Below are 16,883 nucleotides of genomic sequence, written 5' to 3'. Positions count from 1 at the left end.
CCAAATAACGCTACCACTGCGCTTTGATTTCAAAGCCACTCGGGCGAAAATGTAATTCTGCCTGAGCGCCAACTGGCAAGGTCAGCTTGTTTGGTTGATGGCCAAATGGAAGACCCGTTAAAAGCGGTATTTCTTGTGGCAAACGTTTACGAATGACTTCAATTGCACGCTCGAGCGAATACCCCTTATCGTTATCGTAAAGACGATAAGCAGAAAAGCCACCCAATAATATTGCGCCTTGATTGGAAAGAATGCCCGCATCCAAAAGTTGCATCAACATTCTCTCAATGCGATAAGGATGCTCATTCACATCCTCCAGAAACAAGATACCGCCATGTGTTTGCTTGGCACTTGGAAGATAAGGCGTTCCGACAAGACCGGCTAATATCGTTAAATTGCCACCCCACAACAAACCCGTGATCGAGCGCGAACTGTCTTTGCCCAAGAAGGATTGTTGAGCTGACACTTGGCAATCGAGTTTTCGGTCTTGGACGGCGGCCTTAAAATACTTCCACATGAGCTCATCTGGCACAACTGGCTCACCATTGTCCCCAAGCCGACCAAAGTCATAGTTGAGCATTGGCCCAGCCAATGTAATAGCGCCTGTTTTTGCTAAGAGCCCCAACTGAAAGACCGTGAAGTCGCTATGACCACAAACTTGTAAACCATTTTGAATGGTCTTTGCAATAGCATCCCATTGAATACCAGGAAGTAAGCGATGGAGGCCGTAACCGCCACGCATTGCCATCACTAAGGTCTGAGGATCTAATGCGGAAATATTATTGAATTCGGCTAGACGCTCTTCGTCGCTGCCTGCAAATCGCTCATAGACTCGATGAACGCAATTTGTATTGTGGACGGCAATAGATTGTTGTTCTAACCAATTGATCCCAGCCAGAGGACTTTTATTATCTAAGCTTGCTCCAGATGGAGCAATGAGATGAATTGGTTTCAACGTCGCCCCTTAAAAAAATCACGTAGCAATTGACCGCACTCTTCGCTCATAATGCCACCTTCAACACTCGTTTGATGATTTATCTGTTTCGAAGCAAATAGATCTAGCACGCTTCCGGCAGCTCCCGTTTTTGGATCTGCTGCGCCATAGACCACTCGATCAATCCTAGCATGAAGCATGGCGCCTGAGCACATTGCACAGGGCTCAAGGGTTACATACAAGGTGCTTCCAGGAATGCGGTAATTCTCTTGCACCAGAGCTGCTTCTCGCAATGCCAGCATTTCAGCATGCGCGCTAGGATCATGATTGGCAATTGGCTTATTAAATGCCTTAGCTATGACTTGGCCATCCCGAACCAATACCGCACCTACAGGAACTTCGCCAGATTGCGCCGCCAACTGAGCTTGCTCAATTGCCATTCGCATATATTGCTGATCAAGCTCTGCTTGTGTCATTTAGGTCGAATGAACATCAGCCCAACAATTGGGCGTCTCATAGAGACGAATGGCAGATAGTTCCAAATGGCCATCAAAGGCTTTGCTAAATACCGGCTTTAATATTGCAAATGCAGCATTTGCCAAGTTTTCTACGGTAGGAACATGCTCCATGATGACTGTCTTATGGTTGGGCAAGGTTGCCAAGAAAGCCACCAAACCCTCATCCTCTTTAGCCACCAAAAATGCATGGTCCCAAAGATCAACAACATGTTGATTGGTTAAGCGTTTGATATCCCCAAAATCCAGCACCATGCCGTCGTCGGCTTTGCCGGGATGATCCGCCACTTCTCCAGTAAGCGTGACTTCAATTGCATAACGATGTCCATGCAAATGACGACATTGGCCACCATGGTTAGGAATGCGATGTCCTGAGTCAAACTCAAGACGGCGAGTGATGGAGATGTCTGGCTGTTTATTTGTCATTAGATACTTATTTAATTTACCGAATCCCAATAAGCTTATGGGACTGCAAACTCAATCTCCACAAGGGGCGTTTTTGACACAAGCTTACCGCTAACTCAGTATTACTTTTAAGGTTTAGGCCATCCATAGGCTGCAAGAAGCGATTGCGATAATCCATTCCCTCGAATCGTGCCATTTGCTTTTCCAACTCTCGAAGATCATGCTGTGGAATCACCAGCTTTAACTCATCCGCCTGAAGAACAATTAATTCAGAGCCAGCTTTAGGGCTTACACAAATCCAATCAACCCCTTTAGGAACTTTGATGGTGCCATTCGTTTCAATTGCCACTGCAAAACCTTTTTGATGAAGCGCTGCAATTAATGCATCATCCAATTGCAAGAGGGGCTCTCCACCAGTGAAAACGACATATCGCTGTTGAGGTCCAGCAGAGGTACTTCGCCATGAGGCCTCAATTGCATCTGCAAGCAAAGCTGCAGTCTCAAACTTACCCCCGCCTGCACCATCATTGCCCACAAAATCGGTATCGCAAAACTGGCAAATAGCCGACGCACGATCTTCTTCACGCCCACTCCAAAGATTGCATCCTGCGAAACGGCAAAACACAGCCGCTCTACCAGCGTGGGCACCTTCGCCCTGGAGCGTGGGAAATAGTTCTTTTACGGTATACATAGCAATGCATCTATTTTAAGCGCTTTGCTTATTTCCAGGAGATTAGCTGCCACTCCAGGTAATCCTCCCAAAGAGCGCCATTCCACCTCATACCTCCAAGCAAATAGCGTCCAGAGGATCTGCGAACGACCCAGCGACCAATTTCAGGAGAAAACCAGAGCTCCTCCTCACGATAATTGGAGAGCCTAAAGATATCTTGACTCTGAAAGTAAGGGATTTCGTTTCGGTATTTGAGGGTCAAGAATTGGCCAGCGGGAACTGATAAACGCTCCCACTGGGAAGCGTTCATACTCAAGCCCCAGTAATAAGTGCCATCTGGGTAACCCAAGACTTCGTATCTCGATTGATAAAAACCACTCCAATTAGCCTTTAATTGCTCCGGCCAAAGGGGAATCGCAGTAGTGAGTTTTTGAGGGGGATTCCAATGTGGATCTTGAACTACATACCCCCATGGCGATTGAACTTCATCCGGCAATGGACCAGCCTTAACACCAACACGTGAGATTCGAATCTGGTCCCCAACGGAAACCACTCGCTCAGTCACTGTATCAACTAGCTCCTGATTAAATACATTGCGAACCTGATAAACCCATTCTTGACCAACCTTTGGAGCACGAACTACCGGTGTTGTTTGGGGTTGAGATTCAACAATGCCCTTTGGGTAAGGTTGCGAAGAAATGCAGGCCGCCAAGAAAAATGGCAGCATGAAAAGAAAGTATTTTTGTGGATATTTTATTTGTAGGAAGTGAGTTGCCATTGGTAGCTGCCCTCTAAAATTTCTGCACCAATTTGACCTTGAATCCTGTAAGAACCAGATGATTCGCGAGCTACCCAACGGCCAATACTAGGAGCAAACCAAATAGTCTCTTTGCGAATGCAGTTCACTTTATTGGCATCATCACTGTCATAGTTGATGAGGTTTTGATAACGTAAAGTCAAAAAAGTTCCAGCAGGCACGGTGATTTGCTCCCAACCATGTGCACTCATATATTCCTGCCAAGCGAATGCACCATCAGAATATCCTGACACACTATATTTTGCAGTGAACTGCTTGCTCCAGCTGGAAGTTAATTCTTGAGGCCATAAGGGAATTGGCGGTTTAAAGCTAATCACGCGCGGCCAAGAAGTATCGGTCTGCACTATTCCCCAAGGGCCCTGAATCTCACTAGGCAGCCTTGCACCACCCTCATCCGAACGATCAATCACAACACTTGATCCTAGGCTGACCACTTTTTCGGTAATAACATCTAATGCCTTGCCATTAAAAGTATCGCGCTTTATATATGTCCATTCCTGCCCCACCTGAGGAGCTCGCACAATGGGCGTAGGAGTCGGCTGTGCCACTGGCGTTCCCCTTTGATAAGCCAGTGGCACACCACAAGCTATTGGCGCTAAGGCAGCTGATGCAATGAAAGTACGACGCGATAAGTTCATTTATTTCCCCTGCTTTTAATGAAAGATTCTTAGGATTATTGTAAATCTGGATCTGAGAAGCGGGCTATTGAAATAAGACTTTCTCAATGAAGTTTTTAGGGACTGTTGTCTTAGGAATAGTCATTCCAAGCCCATCAAACCAAGTTTGCGCTTTGATGTCAAAACCTACGCCATGCATATAGTTATAAATAGCCTTTTTTAACCCTTGTCCTAAGGCATCATGATCAACACCAGTGGGATCAATAAAGCTAACGTCATTTTTGGCAAAAGTAATTTCTGGTAATGGGATTAATTCAATTCCATACTCTTGTGGATTGATGCCAACCGGAGAATGCACTGTACAAATAAAGCGATGAAAGAAGCCGCTTTGAATGCAGTCATTCTCAAAAAGTTGCCTTACATATTCCAAGGCATCTACTGTTTCTTGCACGGTTTGTGTGGGGAAGCCATACATGAGATAGGCATGCACTAAGATGCCAGCATCTGAAAATCCTTTAGTAACCTGAGCCACCTGCTCAACTGAGACGCCCTTCTTCATGAGGTTCAACAGGCGATCAGAGGCCACCTCAAGACCACCAGACATGGCGATGCAACCACTTCTTGCCAAAAGATCAGCCAATTCAGAAGTAAAGGTTTTCTCAAAGCGAATGTTTCCCCACCAAGAGATAAGTACCTTGCGACGGATAAGTTCCTCAGCTAAGGCCTTTAATACTTTCGGAGGAGCAGCCTCATCTACAAAATGAAAGCCTGTCTGACCAGTCTCAGCAACTATTTGCTCAATACGATCTACCAATAAACTTGCCGAAGCAGTTTCATAACGAGAAATATAGTCGAGAGACACATCACAGAAGCTACATTTTTTCCAATAACAGCCATGTGCAACTGTTAGCTTATTCCAACGGCCATCACTCCAAAGGCGATGCATGGGATTTAGCATGTCGAGAAGTGATAAATAGGAATCTAGAGGCAAACCATCCCAAGTGGCAGTGCCGACCTCCTCAAAAGGTACGTCGGGCTCTTGCCAATTTAAATACTGCACCTGATTGCTAGCGTTGCGTATAAAAGTGCGGACCAATCGCTCTGCAGAACGCTTACCCTTGAGATGCTCAAGCAAAGCCAAGAGCGGCCTCTCTCCTGAATCTAGCGTGATGAAGTCAACATAATCAAAAATGCGAGAATCCGATAATTCTCGTAGCTCTGTATTGACGTAGCCACCCCCTAATGCAATCTTGATTTCTGGATGAGTACCCTTAATCACCTGGGCTATGCGTAAGGCTGCGTACATCGCCCCCGGAAAAGGTACAGACAAAAGCACCAAGCCAGGCTGATGGCACTCAATCGCATTACTAGCAAGCGCCTGTAAATGCAAATCCATCAGTGTTGGACTGGCTTTGAGTGCCTCAGCCAAAGGTGTGAAGGTAGGCTGACTGCTTGCAAGTGATTCTGCATAGCGCACAAACTCAAAACGATCATCAACAGCATCACGCAATACATCCGAAAGATCATTGAGATATAGGGTTGCCAGATGACGAGCCCTATCCTGTGAGCCGAGCGCGCCAAAAGCCCAAGCCAATGAGTCAGAGGCTTCCTCGTCTTCAAATACATCGAGCGATGCAAAGCGAGGACCCTCAGGTAAAAAATCACGGGTATTAATGCGATGACTCAAGGTGCTATCGCGACCCTGCAAGAATCGAATCACCGGCGAGATGGTGGACCGATAAGAATCAAAATAATCTAAGAAAAAATTGACGCTGGCACTACGATTCTCTTCAGGAATATTAAGCGCTTCAGAACGAATCTCAGCCATGCCCTCAGGAGTAAAAAAGCTCAGGACAAGAGCCAATGCGAGATCCTCTTGAACCGCATCAATGCCGCGAGACCTCAGAAATCCAGTGAGATAAGCCGTGGAAGGGTATGGCGTATTAAGCTGCGTCATTGGCGGAATGAGGCTTAATACCTTCATATTCATCTACTAAGCCTCAAGAAGATTTAATTCTTCAGTTGTAAAACCCGCCTGTTTGCGCGCCTCTATATTAAATGGCCCTTTTAATACGGGCGCACGATATTTCATTGCCAACTCTCGATAGGCTGCAATTGGGGAAAGATGATCTTTTGTGCAAAGAAAATTAAACCAACGATTGCCAATCAATACGTGGCCTATTTCATCATTCAGAATGATTTCAAGAATCTCAACTGCTCTAGTCTCTTTGATTTGCATGAAACGATCACGAATCATTGGTACCGCATCCAAGCCTCTTGCTTCCATTGTTCTGGGAACTAGCGCCATTCTGGCGATTACTGAGTCAGTAGTTCTCTCGACCATCTCCCATAGACTATTGTGCGCAGGGAAGTCTCCATAAGAAAATCCAAGTGAAAGCAAATGCTCATTGACCAGGCTGAAGTGGTAGGCCTCTTCTTTGGCAACCTTAAGCCAGTCCTCGTAGTATTCCTTGGGCATATCAGAAAATCGCCAAATAGCATCTAAGGCAAGGTTCATCGCGTTAAATTCAATATGGGCAAGTGAATGCAATAATCCCGCCCTACCTTCTGGCGTATCCATTCTTCTTTTGGGAACCAACTTAGGAAGTACCAATTCAGGCTTTTCTGGGCGCCCAGGCAGAATGAAATCTCCACCGTTAATCTTACGGGCAAGGTCGAGAGTGACTTCGTGATTTTGATACCCGTCGTACAACTCGAATAACTGACTGACCTTAGTTCTTACATCCGCGCTTGCTAATATTGCGAGGGAAGCTTCTCGTAACTCAAGCATGGGTGTTGATTGATTTCATTTACGACCTAAGACACTCTATTTGTGATGAATCATCACGCGCTCAGATAACGCAAATAACACACCAGTAACAACAAAAACAAGATGGATGCCAATCATCCAACCCAAGTCATCTTTATTAGTAGTAGAAATTTCCAAGAATGCAGCAAGAAGATTAATGCCAGAGAGGGCGACAATTGAGCCGATCAGTTTGAGTTTAAGGCCAGCAAAATCAACCTCCCCCATCCAACGCGGCCTATCATCGCTGTCTTTAGCGGCGCCAATAACAGAAACAAAATTTTCATAACCTGAAAAGATAACCAGGATTAATAAGTTTGCTAAAAGTGTTTTATCAACAAGCGCTAATACACTAGTTAAAAATTCAGCTTCTGATGCATCCCAAAAACTCAAACTAAAATGCGCAAATTCTTGTAGAAACTTGATAGCCAAAATCACGAGTGCAAACACTAGAAAGACGTAAAAGATAGTCAAAATCCAGCGGCTATTGAATATCAACTGCTCTAAGCTTTTTTCAATAAAGCCAGAGTTATCGGGCTGACCTTTTGTTGCATCTTGATTCATTAACAATATCCTTGTCTGTTGGGCTACCAGTATATTAAAGGCGAAACTTTATTTATGCGGTAATAACCAATTGGGAAATCTTCGACTATCCACTGACATCCAATAGTGACTTTATTAAAAAATACTTATAAAACAATGAGTTATATTTATTAATGATATTTTTGCAACTTTTACATAAGTAACTCGGTGGTGCAGAGTTGTTGATTAATGAAGGCTCTATACGCTTACGTATTTTACGCAAGTACTGGTTGTACGTTGCAGGCGTAGGTGTAGCGGACACATCGTTAAGAGCGCAAATACTAAAGCAATAACTTCTTGCGCTCTAGTTAGATCGCTCCCTAACAGCAATTGACATAAACGGCAAAGCGTTTTGCTCTAGTAGTATGCGATTTACCAACTCTAGAACGGATGTAGATAACTGATCTTTTGATTGATCGGCTCGATAGAAAATATGCGCTTCTAACTGAACTCCATCCGACTCAATTTCTTCACAAATGATTCGGATTGACCTTGAATGATCAACAAATTCATTGTCCTTAAGTAAGTCAATGACAGCCAATCTAATGACTTCAATCAACTGTTCTAAGTTGGCTGATGTGCTTACTTCAAATGGAATTTCAACTCTGGAGAATCCACCATCACTGGATGCATTGGTGACTGTTTGCTGAATGAGGATTGAATTTGGAATGAAGTGCACCAATCCATCTCTAGAATGAATTCGCACATTCCTCCAGCCCAATTCTTCGACCATTCCATCAATGTTGTGATCTTTAGCGTTTATAAATACCCAATCTCCTGGCTTAATTGCGCCTTCAAGTCCTATTGTTATTCCACCCAAAGCATCTAAAATTAATTCCCGCAAGGCTAATCCGACCACGGTAAGAATGACCGAGGAGGCGGCCAAGACAGGAAGAATGTCACGGTTTAATACATCCGTGTAATAGAAACCAAAAAAAGTTGAATAAATGATGGTGGCCAGAAGTACCCTTAAAGAGCCCTGAAGCGCCGTCTTCTTTGACTTTTGTCTTTCGATAAGCCAATCCACACCGAGATTTAAAGTGGCGGCAATTGCAAAATAGTAAAAAGCAGTGAATGCATTCTGAATAGTAACTAACCAGATAGCATTTACCTTATCTAGGGCGGGGCTAAAAAATAAACAGATCTCTACAAAAAAGACGGCCAATAACCCAGATTCAATAGTGATTAAACGACCTAGTTTCTTACGAGTTTTAAAATACGACCTCATTAGCCAAGGGATGCAAGCGATCAGGGCGAAGAAAAAGGTGATGCTGCTGGAGATTCTCCAGTCCAGCTTGCTGCCCAAATAGGATCCAAGCATGGCATTCTTATTGCGCAACCCATAAGACGCCTTAAATTCTGAAAAACTTCTTTCGCCGGTGGCTGATGCAGGGTTTCCTAAGGAATTAACAATATCCGTATCAATCGCGAGACTGGTAGTTTCTGCGCGATAGTCCATCTCCGGCGCTAAGACCTCAGCCTTTTCCATCCCTTTAATGATTGAGGCTGCACTGCCAATGTTCCCCTCGTCAATCACAAAACGCAATTGCGAAGAGTCCAGTGTTTTGTGTCGATAAGCAATCGACAAAGGTAGTTGACCCAAGGCCAAATCTTTTGCTAATGCCTCAAATTTGAAGACCCCACGGTAACGATAAAGTCGATACTTTTCATGCTTACCGTCAGAGGACTCCAGAACGGTAAATGAGGGATTATCAGTAAACAGGGCTGGGAAAACGATATCGTCAGCATCAATAGCCAAGCTTCCGCGGAACCAGATATCAACTTCCCCAGTAAAAGTTCTTTTTTCTAAATTAATAAAGCTGATTTCTCGTGGGATGAGCCCAGTAAATATGACCGGGACCAAATCATATACTCGGTTATCAACTTGAATTTTATTGTCAGAAACTTTCTCAGCAAAGTTGAAGCGTGCAGCATCGGTTCCATACTGCATTAAATAAGGTAATTGCTTGCCGTTCCGAAAGGAAACTAATGTTGGAGGAATATCGCGCTCTTGATTTTGGTCTAAGCGCATACGGCCGGTGAAAGCCCCCTCCTTGCCATGGCTACCATTCAAGGAAGATAGATAGCTTTGGAAACTTTTACGAATCTCTTCGGGAGGTAGTTTTTTCCAATCGGGAGTGTCACGCTTTAACTTTTCAATGAAGGCGCTTAATAGGTAACCAGAATCATATCCATAGGCATATGCCCAAGAAGGATTTTCTTGGCGCCGTTTTTGGTAGACATTAATAAACTCACGCGCACGCTCATCCGCCATGCTTGGAAGAAATGGCGTCACACTCATTAAGCCATTCGTATAAAACCCAGGTGCTAAACGCTCTTTTGGAAACTCACGAAATTGATCGGGGAAAGTGGGGAGACTTGCGCCGCCAAAGCCTATTAACTGCCCTGCAAAATTTTCATCCTTCAGCCCTTTTACCAACAGAACAGCCTCATCCGTTGGCAACGAAAAGGCAACGAAATCATAAGCTGAAATAGACTTGAGCAATTGCGCAATGACCTCTTTATCACCATTTTTCGGCCATGCCTTTAATGCAAAGTTATTTTTTCCAATTTTAGAAAAAACTTTTTGGAACCCGTTAGCGTAACCATTTTTGGCATCGCCCTCAAGAGTAATGAATGCCGTCGAGTTCGTTTTTTGGATCTTCAAAAGTAGGTTACTAACAAACTCACCTTGTCTTTCTTGGCTTGGTTGTAGAGCAAAGATCCATTTTTCATTTTGATGAATGGTTGGAGGACTAATCGGAACCAGCCCGGGAACCATTCCCTCCTCCAAAGATGCGGTCATATCTTGGTAACCCAGTGCCTGGGTTGGGCCAATTACTGCCAGCGTACTAAAGCCTGCTGCAGCACTATCAGCCAAGGCTGCTACTGCATTTGCATTGCCGCGGTCATCCCTAATAATGAGACGTACATCATTTGAAATATTACCTGCGCTTGCCGCATCTTTAAATCCCTGGGCAAGATCTTGTCCAATCATCCGAGTGGGCCCTGAGAAATCCGCAATAGCAACGACATCGAGCAAATCAGCCTGATTGTCAGATTCAGATTGCAAATAATGTAAAGCCAGCGCCCCCGGAGGCAAGTCAAAATACGCAGTAAGGCCGAGAGTCAGCGTCACCAAAAAGACAACGATGATGGAAACTGCAATAGCCTTCCATTTTTTTGATTTATGCCTAATCTGATCCAAATTTAAAGAGAGATGATTGGCAATTTTTTTCATAGGCCGCATTAATTCAAAGCCAATCTAGGAAAATGATGCACGCAAGGGGTAGGAGACAGTCTAGAAAACCAGTTTTAGACCCAGAAAATAATTTCACTGCAAATTTAGATGAATCGCTTTTAATTCATCTTGAAGTCTATATTTATCCAATCTCTCAAAAGAGAGGGCAGCCATAATATCTATACGTGCTTGCAAGCCATTCAATAAAGATACATAAGCTCTTTTAATCTCCATGTTTGTACCATTGGTATGCGCTGGGTCAGAAAAATCCCAATGGGCGGTAGCCGGGCTTCCAGGCCATAGAGGTACACCTTCACCAATTGCTCTGTCAGACAAAGAAATAATAAAGTCCATTTTGGGGGCGTTTGGAGATGAATACACATCCCAACTTTTTGGCTCTAGAGCTTCGCCGTGATAATTTAGCTCTTGGATCAATTCGGTGGCGTAAGGACTCAAAGATTCAGCGGGAACAGGTCCGGCTGAAAATCCTTCAAATTTACCACTTAAATGAGTCGTCGCAAGAGCTTGGGCAATGATTGAGCGAGCACTGTTGTGGTGACACAAAAAGAGAACCTTATATTTTTTCATATCACCAATAATAGAAATATTTTACATACCGCCTCTATTAAAGAACAGGAATGAAAACCTCAGAATAGGTTTTTCGTCTGATCTTCTCACTGCGAACACACTGCAGTCTATTGAGAATTTATGACAAATCTATGACAGAATTTTGACGGCTTATGAGGAACGGATAGCACCAATTTGATGCATTTAAACCAAAATGGCGAATGTTAAAAAATTACGGCCATTCCTAAATTCGTAAGCCAATCGACTTGAAAGCCCCTTAATGATGGCCAAACCTAATCCACCGGGTTCGGCCTCCTCTAGGGTGCTGGCAATGGCTTTTGGAGATGCCAGGGCTGAATTAAATGGCTTACCAGAATCACTCACAGTAATGGCGATCTCTTTGCCTGCAACAACCCCATGAATAGCAAATTCAAGCTCTACCGGGGTTTGGGTTGCAGTTGACCCTGCATGCATCACAATGTTCATCAAAATCTCATCCAAACATTGATCTAGGACTAGGGCTTTGTTTGTTGGCACCCCATACTGCAAGGATGTCTTTTCAAGCCAATTGGATGCTGATCTGATTTCTGAACGATCTGCATTGATAGCAAATTGAGACAAGGGCGCCCCCATTTTCACATTAACAATTAAATCAGGTGATCAAGCTATAGCGGCCTGTTCAGCCTGGGTGAGTTCAGAAAACATCGGTACCAAAGCACTTATACCCGTGGAATCTAATGTAGTGCTGACTTGTTCGTTGTCCCCAACAAACAGAATCATTTTTCCGCCCTTGTTTTGGAGCGATTTTGCATTTTGAATAATCAACCTAATCCCAATGGAGGATAAGAAAGAAACTTTAGACAGATCGACTACTACTGCCGGCTTTGCACCTGATGACATTGCTGCAAATCTCATTGCAATCTCATCGGACCCGGCACTGTCAAGTCGACCATCAATCATAATGAGTCTGAGATTATCTTTATCGGCAAAGTCTATAGGCATGGTGTGAATTTAGTGTAATTAAGTGAAAGGATCTAATTTAAGCTATGCTTCTTTTAAATAGACTCTAAATTTTACAAGTATCTAATTAGATAATGACACTTTAATGACAATACCAACTTCCGACTTCCCACTTTCATTCCCACCTTAGAATCTAAGTTATTTAGTATATAAATCAATGACTAAGGCACCCAAAACGTCCCCCCATAGATCCAACTTCTCAATCAAGCAATTGGTTGGCACATATTTGTGCGTCGCGATATTAATGGCTTTGTATGAGTTGGCAAAGGAAACTATTTTTAAGGGGCAATTGACCCTTTGGGAGTCGCACACGATTACGGTAATAGTAACGGCGACTTTTGCAACGATTACCGCTCAATTCATTCGAGCAAGAACAAATACCTTAAACAAAGAATTGCAAGAGGCACATACGCAAGCTGCTGATGTCATCGATAACATGCTTGATGGTGTGATCATGATTGACAAAGAGGGTGTGATTGTTAAATTTAATCCAGCGGCAGAGAAGATATTTCAAAGACCCTTTAATAAAGCAATCGGTAAACATTTCAAAGTGCTACTGGATATATCCTACGCCAATGAATTTCAGGACAAAATCCAAAGCATCTCTGAGGATAATGAAACGCTCGCTTTTCATAACAGCAAACGAGAAGTCATTGGCGTGCGTAGCAATGGTGAAAAATTTCCAATGGATTTAATCACCAGCAGCATGATCATCGGCGGAGAATTAATGTTTTTAGGTATGGTGCGCGATACCTCAGATAGCAAGAAAGCTGAGGAAGAGATTGAACGTCTTAGACAGGTCGAAAAGAAGATTCATGAGAGCCTAAAAAATGAGGTTACGATCGCTGGCGCCATTCAAATGAATATGATCCCAAAAGGGGGGAATCTATACCCTGAACACACGCGCATTCGGGCCCATGGATTTACTAGACCTGCAAAAGAAATGGGTGGAGACTTCTTTGATGCCTTCTCAATTGATTCAGACCACATTGCATTAGCAATTGGTGACGTTTCTGGTAAGGGTGTCCCAGCAGCATTATTTATGATGAAAATCATGACGCTTCTTCGCTCCAATATCACCAAGTCTACAGGGCTGATAGAGTCCATACGGGTTGTTAATAACGCCCTCTGCCAAAACAATGACAGCAATATGTTTGTCACTATGTTTATCGGAATCCTGAATGTAACTACTGGTGAAATGCAATACATCAATGCTGGTCATGACGCCCCGTTAACAGCAAACACCAACCAAGAGTTCACGCCTCTATCTGGCCCTAGAAATATGATTTTAGGCATTCATGAGGTAAATAGCTTTAACGTAGGAACTACAACTTTAAACACTGGGGATACGCTTCTGCTATACACAGACGGAGTTACTGAGGCTGAAAGTATCGAAGGTCAACTTTATTCAATCAATCGAGTTAGTCGATTGTTATCAAACTCTCAAATGACTAGCGAGGAAATTGTTAATAAATTGCTAACGGATATTGATCTTCATTGCCAATCAACACCCCAGTCAGACGATATTACGCTTCTTGCTATTCAATATCATTAAGTAGGGGCGGTAAAAATGATGGGTTTAAATACACTTCATTTTTAATAAAAAATTATTTATTCCCACTCGATCGTAGCCGGGGGCTTTCCGCTGATGTCATAGACAACACGATTGATACCGCGCACTTCATTAATGATGCGGTTTGATACTTTGCCGAGCAGTTCGTGCGGTAGATGAGCCCAATGCGCCGTCATAAAGTCTTGGGTTTGCACGGCTCTGAGCGCAACAACATACTCATAAGTTCTGCCATCACCCATTACGCCAACAGACTTGACCGGCAGAAAAACAGCGAATGCCTGGCTAGTTAAGTCATACCAAGACTTTTGGCTTGCTTGATCAATCGTATTGCGTAACTCTTCGATAAAGATAGCATCAGCGCGCTGTAACAAGCTTGCAAACTCTGCCTTTACTTCACCCAAGATACGCACACCTAGGCCTGGGCCCGGGAATGGATGGCGATACACCATCTCACGAGGAAGGCCCAAAGCAACACCAAGCTCTCGGACCTCATCTTTAAATAACTCACGCAATGGCTCTAGTAATTTGAGGTGCATGTCATCTGGTAAGCCCCCAACATTATGGTGACTCTTGATGGTGTGCGCACCTTTTTTACCCTTACCAGCAGACTCGATCACGTCTGGGTAAATGGTTCCTTGGGCAAGCCACTTAGCGTTCTTGATTTTTCCAGACTCAGTCTGAAATATTTCTACGAATTCTTTACCAATGATTTTGCGCTTTGCTTCTGGATCAGCAACGCCAGCTAATTCACCCATAAAGGTTTCTTTAGCATCAACACGAATGACCTTCACGCCTAAATTGCGCGCAAACATTTCCATCACCATATCGCCCTCATTCAAGCGAAGCAGGCCGTGATCTACAAATACGCAAGTCAGTTGGTCGCCAATCGCGCGATGAATTAAGGCTGCAGCAACGCTTGAATCAACGCCGCCAGACAAACCAAGAATAACTTCCTCATCTCCAACTTTTTTTCGAATACTTTCTACAGCCTCAGCAATGTAATCACCCATTACCCAATCAGGTTTGCATTGGCAAATTTCATGTACGAAGCGCTCAATGATTGCAGTGCCTTGAATGGTGTGCGTTACCTCAGGATGAAACTGAAATGCATAAAAGCGGCGCTCTTCATCAGCCATACCGGCGATTGGACAAGACTCGGTAGAAGCCATTAACTTAAATGATAGCGGCAATGTAGTCACTGAATCGCCATGACTCATCCACACCTTCAAAATACCATGACCTTCACTGGTGGAGAAATCCTGGATACCTTTTAGTAAATTGGTATGACCATGCGCGCGCACTTCAGAGTAACCAAATTCGCGCGCCTTACCCAAAGACTCTGCGGAAGCCACTGCGCCGCCCAATTGAGTAGCCATGGTTTGCATGCCATAGCAAATCCCCAAAACAGGAACGCCAAGCTCAAAAACGATTTGGGGTGCACGCGGGCTACCGTCTTCGGTTACCGAACTAGGACCACCAGAAAGAATAATGCCCTTGCCACCTTGCTCCTGAATGAACTTGCGAATGAATTCTGGATCGCAATCATAGGGATGGATCTCTGAATACACGCGCCCATCACGCACACGTCGAGCAATTAATTGGGTTACTTGTGAACCAAAGTCAAGAATCAGTATTTTGTCGTGCACGAATGAAGCAATCTTATTTAAGTCTTAGTCAATATGGTAGTTGGGCGCTTCTTTAGTGATCTTCACATCATGAACGTGCGACTCACGCACACCAGCGGATGTAATCTCAACAAAGTTGGCTTTTTCATGCAGCTCTTCGATCGTGCTGCATCCAAGGTAACCCATCGAAGAACGAATGCCGCCAGTAAGCTGATGCAAGATTGCCAACACGCTACCTTTGTATGGCACCTGACCTTCAATACCCTCTGGTACAAGCTTTTCTGCATTCGCAACAATGTCGCTTTGGAAGTAGCGGTCAGCAGAACCATCAGCCATGGCACCTAAAGAACCCATGCCGCGATAACTCTTGTATGAACGCCCTTGGTATAGGAAAACTTCACCAGGAGCTTCTTCAGTTCCAGCAAACATACCGCCCATCATGACTGAACTAGCGCCGGCTGCTAATGCTTTAGCAACGTCACCAGAGTAACGCACGCCGCCATCAGCAATCAATGGAATGCCAGTGCCTTTGAGTGCGGTTGCCACATTCACAATCGCCGTAATTTGTGGGACACCTACGCCAGCAACAATTCGTGTTGTGCAAATTGAACCTGGGCCAATTCCAACCTTGACGCCATCAGCACCATGATCAGCCAATGCCTTAGCAGCTTCACCAGTAGCAATATTGCCGCCAATTACTTGTACATGAGGATAGTTTTTCTTAACCCACTTCACGCGATCCAATACTCCCTGGCTATGACCGTGCGCAGTATCCACAACGATCACGTCAACGCCCGCACGAACTAAGAGCTCAATACGCTCGTCATTATCAGGACCCACGCCAACCGCTGCACCCACTCGCAACTTGCCTTCGCTGTCTTTACAAGCATTTGGATGCTCTGTCGCTTTCAGGATGTCTTTTACGGTTATGAGACCGCGCAGTTCAAACTTGTCATTGACGACAAGTACGCGCTCTAAACGATGCTGGCTCATCAAACGTTTTGCCTCTTCTAATGAGCAGCCTTCTTTCACAGTAATCAAACGCTCACGTGGAGTCATTTTGGTTTTTACTGGAGCGTCTAAATCTTCTTCGAAACGTAAATCGCGGTTCGTAATAATTCCGACAACCTCTTTGCCAACCAAAACTGGGAATCCTGAGAAACCATGTTCGCGAGAAAGTTGAATCACTTGGCGCAAGGTAACGTCTGGACTAATTGTGATCGGATCACGCAAAACGCCAGATTCGTAGCGTTTTACTTTAGCCACTTCACGTGCTTGCTCGGCAGGCTTTAAATTTTTATGAACGATGCCAATACCACCCTCACTGGCCATGGCAATTGCCAAACGACCTTCGGTGACGGTATCCATAGCTGCAGACACCAATGGTGTATTGAGTGAAATATCTCGAGTTAACTTACTTGCCAAACTGGCATCTCGAGGAAGTACCGAAGAATATGACGGTACGAGGAGCACATCGTCAAAAGTGAGTGCTTTTTGAATGAGTCGCATGC

Annotated in this window: 16 protein-coding genes; 1 reads left to right on the top strand and 15 read right to left on the bottom strand. The window is 44.3% G+C overall.

The features are described 5' to 3' along the window. Window positions 1-10 precede the first annotated feature (10 nt). From ICN33_RS07355 to ICN33_RS07295, 13 genes are all read right to left on the bottom strand, one after another. Window positions 11-955 (bottom strand): LD-carboxypeptidase, encoded by a 945-nt coding sequence (locus ICN33_RS07355; protein ID WP_216195824.1) that lies wholly within the window; start codon window positions 953-955, stop codon window positions 11-13. Continuing rightward, window positions 952-1,410, bottom strand: coding sequence for a tRNA adenosine(34) deaminase TadA (gene tadA, locus ICN33_RS07350; protein WP_216195822.1), 459 nt, complete (start codon window positions 1,408-1,410; stop codon window positions 952-954). Before tadA ends, ICN33_RS07355 begins: the two co-directional genes overlap by 4 nt. Beyond that, window positions 1,411-1,875, bottom strand: coding sequence for a 6-carboxytetrahydropterin synthase QueD (gene queD / locus ICN33_RS07345; RefSeq protein WP_216195820.1), 465 nt, complete (start codon window positions 1,873-1,875; stop codon window positions 1,411-1,413). Between the two features lie 16 nt (window positions 1,876-1,891). Further along, window positions 1,892-2,545, bottom strand: coding sequence for a 7-carboxy-7-deazaguanine synthase (gene queE / locus ICN33_RS07340; RefSeq protein ID WP_216195818.1), 654 nt, complete (start codon window positions 2,543-2,545; stop codon window positions 1,892-1,894). 28 nt (window positions 2,546-2,573) lie between these two features. Then, a complete protein-coding gene (locus ICN33_RS07335; RefSeq protein ID WP_255530700.1) occupies window positions 2,574-3,251 on the bottom strand; it encodes a hypothetical protein in 678 nt (225 codons plus the stop codon). Window positions 3,252-3,277: 26 nt separating this feature from the next. After that, window positions 3,278-3,979, bottom strand: coding sequence for a hypothetical protein (locus ICN33_RS07330; protein WP_216195813.1), 702 nt, complete (start codon window positions 3,977-3,979; stop codon window positions 3,278-3,280). A gap of 64 nt (window positions 3,980-4,043) precedes the next feature. Beyond that, window positions 4,044-5,942 carry a radical SAM protein gene (locus ICN33_RS07325; protein WP_216195811.1) on the bottom strand — a complete coding sequence of 633 codons (1,899 nt, stop codon included), beginning with the start codon at window positions 5,940-5,942 and terminating at the stop codon, window positions 4,044-4,046. 9 nt (window positions 5,943-5,951) lie between these two features. Continuing rightward, a complete protein-coding gene (locus ICN33_RS07320) occupies window positions 5,952-6,749 on the bottom strand; it encodes a ferritin-like domain-containing protein (protein WP_216195809.1) in 798 nt (265 codons plus the stop codon). 36 nt (window positions 6,750-6,785) lie between these two features. After that, window positions 6,786-7,328 carry a YqhA family protein gene (locus ICN33_RS07315; protein ID WP_216195807.1) on the bottom strand — a complete coding sequence of 181 codons (543 nt, stop codon included), beginning with the start codon at window positions 7,326-7,328 and terminating at the stop codon, window positions 6,786-6,788. A gap of 322 nt (window positions 7,329-7,650) precedes the next feature. Next, on the bottom strand, window positions 7,651-10,587 hold the full coding sequence (locus ICN33_RS07310; protein WP_216195805.1) for an ABC transporter substrate-binding protein: 2,937 nt from the start codon (window positions 10,585-10,587) through the stop codon (window positions 7,651-7,653). Window positions 10,588-10,680: 93 nt separating this feature from the next. Beyond that, the gene (locus ICN33_RS07305) at window positions 10,681-11,175 is read right to left on the bottom strand and encodes an arsenate reductase ArsC (protein ID WP_216195804.1); all 495 of its coding nucleotides are present in this window, start codon (window positions 11,173-11,175) and stop codon (window positions 10,681-10,683) included. A 183-nt stretch (window positions 11,176-11,358) separates the two neighbouring features. Further along, window positions 11,359-11,775: an ATP-binding protein gene (locus ICN33_RS07300; RefSeq protein ID WP_216195802.1), complete on the bottom strand. Its 417-nt coding sequence runs from the start codon at window positions 11,773-11,775 to the stop codon at window positions 11,359-11,361. 39 nt (window positions 11,776-11,814) lie between these two features. Continuing rightward, a complete protein-coding gene (locus ICN33_RS07295) occupies window positions 11,815-12,156 on the bottom strand; it encodes an STAS domain-containing protein (RefSeq protein WP_216195800.1) in 342 nt (113 codons plus the stop codon). 244 nt (window positions 12,157-12,400) lie between these two features. On the opposite strand from ICN33_RS07295, the gene ICN33_RS07290 reads away from it, so the two are divergent. Further along, window positions 12,401-13,729 carry a PP2C family protein-serine/threonine phosphatase gene (locus tag ICN33_RS07290; RefSeq protein ID WP_216195798.1) on the top strand — a complete coding sequence of 443 codons (1,329 nt, stop codon included), beginning with the start codon at window positions 12,401-12,403 and terminating at the stop codon, window positions 13,727-13,729. A 56-nt stretch (window positions 13,730-13,785) separates the two neighbouring features. On the opposite strand, the gene guaA is transcribed toward ICN33_RS07290, so the two are convergent. Continuing rightward, window positions 13,786-15,393 (bottom strand): glutamine-hydrolyzing GMP synthase, encoded by a 1,608-nt coding sequence (guaA, locus tag ICN33_RS07285; protein WP_216195796.1) that lies wholly within the window; start codon window positions 15,391-15,393, stop codon window positions 13,786-13,788. 24 nt (window positions 15,394-15,417) lie between these two features. Then, the gene (gene guaB, locus ICN33_RS07280; RefSeq protein WP_216195794.1) at window positions 15,418-16,881 is read right to left on the bottom strand and encodes an IMP dehydrogenase; all 1,464 of its coding nucleotides are present in this window, start codon (window positions 16,879-16,881) and stop codon (window positions 15,418-15,420) included. Window positions 16,882-16,883 lie beyond the last annotated feature (2 nt).

Source organism: Polynucleobacter sp. UB-Tiil-W10, assembly GCF_018881605.1.
GTDB lineage: Bacteria > Pseudomonadota > Gammaproteobacteria > Burkholderiales > Burkholderiaceae > Polynucleobacter.
This window is presented reverse-complemented; position numbering and strand designations above follow the sequence as displayed.